This window comes from Candidatus Paracaedibacter symbiosus (assembly GCF_000757605.1).
Lineage (GTDB): Bacteria > Pseudomonadota > Alphaproteobacteria > Paracaedibacterales > Paracaedibacteraceae > Paracaedibacter_A > Paracaedibacter_A symbiosus.
The window spans coordinates 1,679,364-1,684,892 of the sequence record NZ_JQAK01000001.1 but is presented as its reverse complement, the minus strand read 5'-3'; the positions used below and the strand labels follow the sequence as shown (position 1 = coordinate 1,684,892).

At 38.2% G+C, this 5,529-nt stretch carries 7 protein-coding genes and 1 pseudogene; 3 read left to right on the top strand and 5 right to left on the bottom strand.

Annotated features, from left to right (window positions below; genetic code table 11):
* The 3 genes from IG80_RS0107650 to IG80_RS12505 form a co-directional block, all read right to left on the bottom strand.
* A partial coding sequence (locus IG80_RS0107650) for a leucine-rich repeat domain-containing protein (RefSeq protein ID WP_032113191.1) occupies positions 1 to 590 on the bottom strand: 590 nt, incomplete at its 3' end.
* Entirely contained in the window at positions 583 to 1,185 is a 603-nt protein-coding gene (locus IG80_RS0107645; protein ID WP_198027135.1) for an F-box protein, read from the bottom strand. The genes IG80_RS0107650 and IG80_RS0107645, both read right to left, overlap by 8 nt.
* 313 nt (positions 1,186 to 1,498) lie before the next feature.
* Positions 1,499 to 1,765: a helix-turn-helix domain-containing protein gene (locus IG80_RS12505; RefSeq protein ID WP_052046219.1), complete on the bottom strand. Its 267-nt coding sequence runs from the start codon at positions 1,763 to 1,765 to the stop codon at positions 1,499 to 1,501.
* A gap of 540 nt (positions 1,766 to 2,305) precedes the next feature.
* Between IG80_RS12505 and IG80_RS16220 the strand changes: the two genes are divergently transcribed.
* Together IG80_RS16220 and IG80_RS0107630 are read left to right on the top strand one after the other, a co-directional pair.
* Positions 2,306 to 2,827: a LuxR C-terminal-related transcriptional regulator gene (locus tag IG80_RS16220; protein WP_084756238.1), complete on the top strand. Its 522-nt coding sequence runs from the start codon at positions 2,306 to 2,308 to the stop codon at positions 2,825 to 2,827.
* Positions 2,828 to 2,869: 42 nt separating this feature from the next.
* Complete coding sequence (locus IG80_RS0107630) at positions 2,870 to 3,301, top strand: IS6 family transposase (RefSeq protein WP_052046218.1); 432 nt, start codon at positions 2,870 to 2,872, stop codon at positions 3,299 to 3,301.
* Between the two features lie 810 nt (positions 3,302 to 4,111).
* On the opposite strand, the gene IG80_RS0107625 is transcribed toward IG80_RS0107630, so the two are convergent.
* Both IG80_RS0107625 and IG80_RS0107620 read right to left on the bottom strand, forming a co-directional pair.
* Positions 4,112 to 4,420 (bottom strand): helix-turn-helix domain-containing protein, encoded by a 309-nt coding sequence (locus IG80_RS0107625; RefSeq protein ID WP_156962096.1) that lies wholly within the window; start codon positions 4,418 to 4,420, stop codon positions 4,112 to 4,114.
* Positions 4,417 to 4,767, bottom strand: coding sequence for a type II toxin-antitoxin system RelE/ParE family toxin (locus tag IG80_RS0107620; RefSeq protein WP_032113189.1), 351 nt, complete (start codon positions 4,765 to 4,767; stop codon positions 4,417 to 4,419). The genes IG80_RS0107625 and IG80_RS0107620 overlap by 4 nt, the downstream gene beginning before the upstream one ends.
* A gap of 218 nt (positions 4,768 to 4,985) precedes the next feature.
* Here IG80_RS0107620 and IG80_RS0107615 point away from each other — a divergent pair.
* Positions 4,986 to 5,378: pseudogene (locus IG80_RS0107615) on the top strand (transposase); the annotation flags it as partial.
* Positions 5,379 to 5,529 lie beyond the last annotated feature (151 nt).

Here is a 5,529-nt window from a genome sequence, read left to right as displayed (position 1 = left end):
TCCCGCAGATTTAGCGAGGTGAGGTTCGAGCAACTCTCAGCCAACTTGATGATGGCTGCATCCGTGATCTTGCCGCACCCCCGCAGATTCAGTGATGCCAAATTCGAGCAACTCTCAGCCAACTTGATGATGGCTGTATCCGTGATCTTTTCACACCCCCGCAGATTCAGCGAGGTGAGGTTCGAGCAACTCTCAGCCAACTTGATGAGGGCTGCATCCTTGATCTGCCAACACCCCTCCAGAGTCAGTGAGGTCAGGTTCGTACACTTCTCAGCCACCTTGATGAGGGTTGCATCCTTGATCTGTGGCCACGCCGACAGAGTCAGTGAGGTCAGGTTCGGGTAACTCTCAGCCACCTTGATGAGGGCTGCATCCTTGATCTCTCGACACCCCCATAGATCCAGCTTGGTAAGGTTCTTACACTTCTCAGCCACCTTGATGATGGCTGCATCCTTGATCTTTCGACACCCCCATAGATCCAGCTTGGTAAGGTTCTTACACTTCTCAGCCACCTTGATGATGGCTGCATCCGCGATCTTTCGACACCCCGACAGATCCAGTGAAGTCAGGTTCGGGCAACTCTCAGCCACCTTGATGAGGGCTGCATCCTTGATCTGTCGGCACCCCCCCCAGATCCAGCGATGTCAGGTGTGGGTACTTCGTTACAAATTCTATGAGCTTCTCAGCTGTGATGGAATCCTTAACCCTTAAATGTCTTCTTGTTAGATTTTCCAAACTATTAAAAGCATGAGATACCAATGCAGCTTGTTTGGCAGAGTTCGAATCTAAAAATTGAAAAATGTGATAATTTACTTCCAATGGAAGCCATTCAAAAGGGTTATCTCCAGTAGTATGGACGGTACTTTCAGCAAAGTTAGAGCGTGGGGGGTTATTAGGGGACTCTATGGCAAGCAATGGTTGTATTCCATGATCGACCACCAAAGCACCTACAGCTAGACTCTCAGGTGATGTATCGTCCTCTACCCTTTGCCTCGTTAGAAACGGTTGCCTTTGCTGGCCGCAATCTTCAAGGTCGGCTGCTATTTTACCCATAGGATTGGGATTATCCATAGCCAAAGCTGTGCTCTGCCAACAAAGATTTATGGCGCTTAGCAACAATAAACCCCTAATTTTCTTATAGTTATTCCCCGTAACGTTTTCTCTTGCGTAATTGTAATTCTTCATTTCAATAATATATAAAAAGTGCTTTTTATTATCGCCCGTGCCCCATTGACGCTGTCTAGTTATCCCTGGCAACTCTGAAAATATGGTACGCATCTCTATGGTAAAAATTATGCTTGCTAAATTGGTTTAATCTTTTCCCAGACAAGTTCTAAAGGAACCCCAAATATAGGGATGAAATCTAGAGTGTGGTTATTAAAAAATTAGATTTCTGAAGTTGAATTCTTTTTTAAAACTTTCATCTCAGTGAAAATCTCTTCAGTATCTAAAAGTTTTATCATGAATTTTTTGCCCTGATTATTTATACAATTCACCGTCAGCTCCTTTCCTTGGGAATGATATTCTTCCAACCCCTCATAAAAAAACAAGTCGGAACTGAAAGAGCTTTACCTATTTCTAAAAGCCGGCTCGCCGATATCCGATCAAATCCTTTTTCGTATTTGTGAATTTGCTGGGAAGTTACCCCCAACATTTTTGCCAATTCATACTGTTTTAATCCTAATAGTCGACGCCGTTGCTTTAATTTTTTTCCAATATAAACATCAATAGGGAAAGAGTGTTTGTTACTATTTTCAGAAGACATATTTATATTTCCTTCACAAAAATTTAACGATTCTTTCTATAAGGCTTTTGTGCTGCGGACAGGGAAGGTAATATATTCTCTCTATAAATCCTCAATCGCTTCTTCTAAATTCGGAGGTTCTCCTAGGCCCTTTTCATAAACTTGACCTAGATAATATCATTCCCAAGCATTTTCTTTATTATGGGTCCTTCGGAAAAATTCCACTGCTTTTTTGGGATCTGTTAAAACCTCTACTCCATCCTCATAGTAGTGTCCTAAATGATAGAACACCTATGAGCTACGAAAACGAAAAGCTTAATTGACGAGCAAGTTTCTCTCAATCTTTCACAGAGGCACCTGCCGTTCCATCCCGGTCATGATTTAATTATTACCAAGAGGTGATGATTAGCTATCCTGAAAATTTACCCGAGGAGATGATTAGAGGGAAAAATACTCTAGTATTCATCTTTATAAAAACCTCTTTATACCATTCCATACTTTTACTGCTTTAAATAAAATCCAAGCTTTTAAATTTGGATGGTATTATAATGTTAAACACTAATAATCCTTCTCCTTTCTTTCACTATAAATACCTATAAATACCTAGAGGAAATAAATGGTGCCAGGTTTACACCAAGAGAAATAGATATTATTTCATTTATTATTAGCGGAAGACCTGCCAAAAAGATTGCATCTCTTTTATCTCTATCTCCTAAAACAGTCGAGAATTACATCCATAATATTATGGTAAAATTGGGATGCAATTCCCAAGAGGGTATAAAAGACTTTATAGAAAACTCAGATCAATTTTCCTCTTTAAGAGGCCATTATAACAATCTTTGCATAAGAGCCGAATTTGAAAAAACGCTCGACAATATCAGGAGCCTTGTAAAGGAGCAAACTTCTGTTTGCTTATTTCTATTAGACGATAACCAGGAAAAACCCAATTTACTCTTTAATCAATTAGAGCGGCACTTGACGCTTTCAGTCCTTCATCTATTTATAGGAGCCAAAGATCATTACATTGCTGATCTTGCTAAGACAGCCAACCGGTGTCGTCAAGTTGTTGAGATGGAGATGTAGTTATTGTAAGATTCTTGCAAAAATAAGAGAAAGTCCTTGATTATGCGAGATCATTATAAAGGATACCGTATTCCTAAAAGTGTTATCGGCTTTGCTGTTCGCTACTATTACCGTTATAAAATCAGCTTAAGAGATTTAAGCGAAATGCTTGAGGATAGAGACCTATCTGTCACTTATGAAACCATTCGAAATTGGTGCCAAACTTGGGGACCTGTTTATGCCAGAGATATACGTCGGAAAAGAGGATCAGCTTTTAAAGACAAATGGCATATTGATGAGGTTAGAGTAAAGATAAAAGGGGACGTCTTTTGGTTATGGCGACTGATTGATAGCGAGGGAGAAGAGATTGATGTCCTTTTACAAAGGAGAAGAAATACCAAGTCAGCTATAAGATTTTTAAAGCGAGCGCTTAAAAAGTTTCAAAAGTGTGCCAAGCGCCCAAAGATTTTTGAGCAGTATGGGTGCTTTTCTTAACTTTTTTAAAGTAGGACGGTATAAGCAGAGTGCCAAAGAGTATCGACAAAATTTATTCAATCTTTAGATATCTTTAACGAGATTGTGGCTTCACACCACCATTATGCCAAATAAGAGAGGGGAAGGAATCCCTATTTTATTCCCTCTAAACAACTTGACGACACCACCATGATCCTACTTTCTATCATTGTTTATTTTTCTCTAAAGGTACCATTTCTACAGTTAACAACGAGAGAAATTACATTTAAGCTACAAAGTAATATTGTTAATAATAGAAATAAATATTTATTGATTAATGAAGTTACAATATTATTGGTATTTTTTTTAAACTAAGTAATATTGTTGGTGGTTTATAATTTCCTTTTAAACAAGCGATAAGTATGATGATTCCCTATTTTAAAGTCTGCCAGTTGGACGGTGATAAGTATTACAGGGGAGACGGACGAACGAGGAGAGGGATTATTATCTGCAGGTGGTATACGAATAGGGAATGAAAAGCTATTAAAGGTACTGTTGTAAAAATTTATTCCTCCCGCTTATAGTAAAGAGGAATGAATAAAGAGATGTTAGGCAAATTGGCTTATAGGAAAATTTGAGTTATACTGTGAACTAAGTAAAGAAAAGGAGGAGTTCCTTTACTTAAGTTAAAGTAGGGGAGGGAGGTACTTAAACTATTGTATTTACTTAATTCAAAAAAGTTAATTAATATAGTTAACAAATCAGCGTAACCGATTTATTATTTTAGTAGAGTTTATTTACTGATAAAAACCGTGAAGACACTATAGTATTACTCCATTTATGAGTAAAAAGCTAAATAGATAAATTTTTTGCTACTAAAGAAATATTTAAAGTCATACCAAGCGCTGTAGCAGCACGATCAATCGTATCTAATGTTACGCTGGGATTACTTGGATTGAGTAGCCGATCAACTGCTGAGCGGCTAGTATGCATACGTTTTGCCATTTCTATCTTTGTAACATGTTTTACCTTCATGGCTTGCTCTATTTGCCAGGCGATAATACGCTTATGGGCAATAGCTGTTACTTCCATAAGCTCATTTTCAGATTCAAGTAAGTCGTCAAGGGTTGACCCTAATCTTTCTTTGTTGATATCCATCATTTGTAAAGCTCCTTTTTTCTATCTAAAGCTAAGCTAGGTTCTTTTTGTGGGGTTTTTTGGATTTTCTTAATAAACCCATGCAGTAAAACCATAGTGTTTCTTTCAATACAGAAAATAACTCTTGCAATGGATTTATCTAACAGATTAGATCGAACTTCGTATAGCCCATTGCCTAGTGGCCTACATACCGGCATTCCGATAGGCCAGCCAAACTCAACTGTTTTAATATCAGCACCAACGATCTTTCTATTACCTGATACTAAATCTTTTAGCCATTCTCTAACAGGCTCTCTACCAGAGGAAGCTTTAAAAAATATAGCAATTAATTTTTTATCTTCTATACTCATACTATGATATGTACCATAAATGGTACATATCAAGCAAGAAATAAATGTATTTATAATTTAAAGGCATCGTGGCCAACAGGCTATTATAAAAAGAGTTTGTGAAATAAGGGTAGGGCGGAGCTTTATGTATTTAGAGTATGCTTTAACCAGACAAACTTTTGTCTCTATACCCCTCAAAATAGCTAACCGTAATTTGACACGAATGGGCCCAATCCCCCTTGATCGCCTCAATGCCAGATTTTGCTCACAAATTAGAAATCTTAAAGTCAATTCCAGGTATTGGCGACATTGTCGCCTTTGAAATGCTGATTCTTTTGCCTGAATTAGGTACCCTAACGCGACGCAAGATTGCGGCCCTTGCAGGCTTAGCTCCTATAAACAGGGATAGCGGCAAGCAAATTGGATACCGGCGGACAGGTTTTGGCAGAGCAGGCATTAAGCCCTCCCTCTTCATGGCAGCTATGGCTGCTCGAAATTCTAATTCTTACCTAAAGATTTTCTACCAAAATCTTATTGCGAAAAGCAAAAAGAAAATGGTTGCTCTAACTGCTTTGATGCGTAAAATCCTTGTCATTGCTAATGCTAAATTAAAATCTTTAGCATTGGCTTAAATATAGTTGATTTTCTATTCTATTATTCAAGTGTTTGTGCGATCTATGCGCTGCAGATTTGAGCAAAAATCGATGGTACTTTCTATAGCTTCTCCGTAATAACTTCGTATAGCATACATTATACGAAGTTATACGACTGTTCAGAAGGATG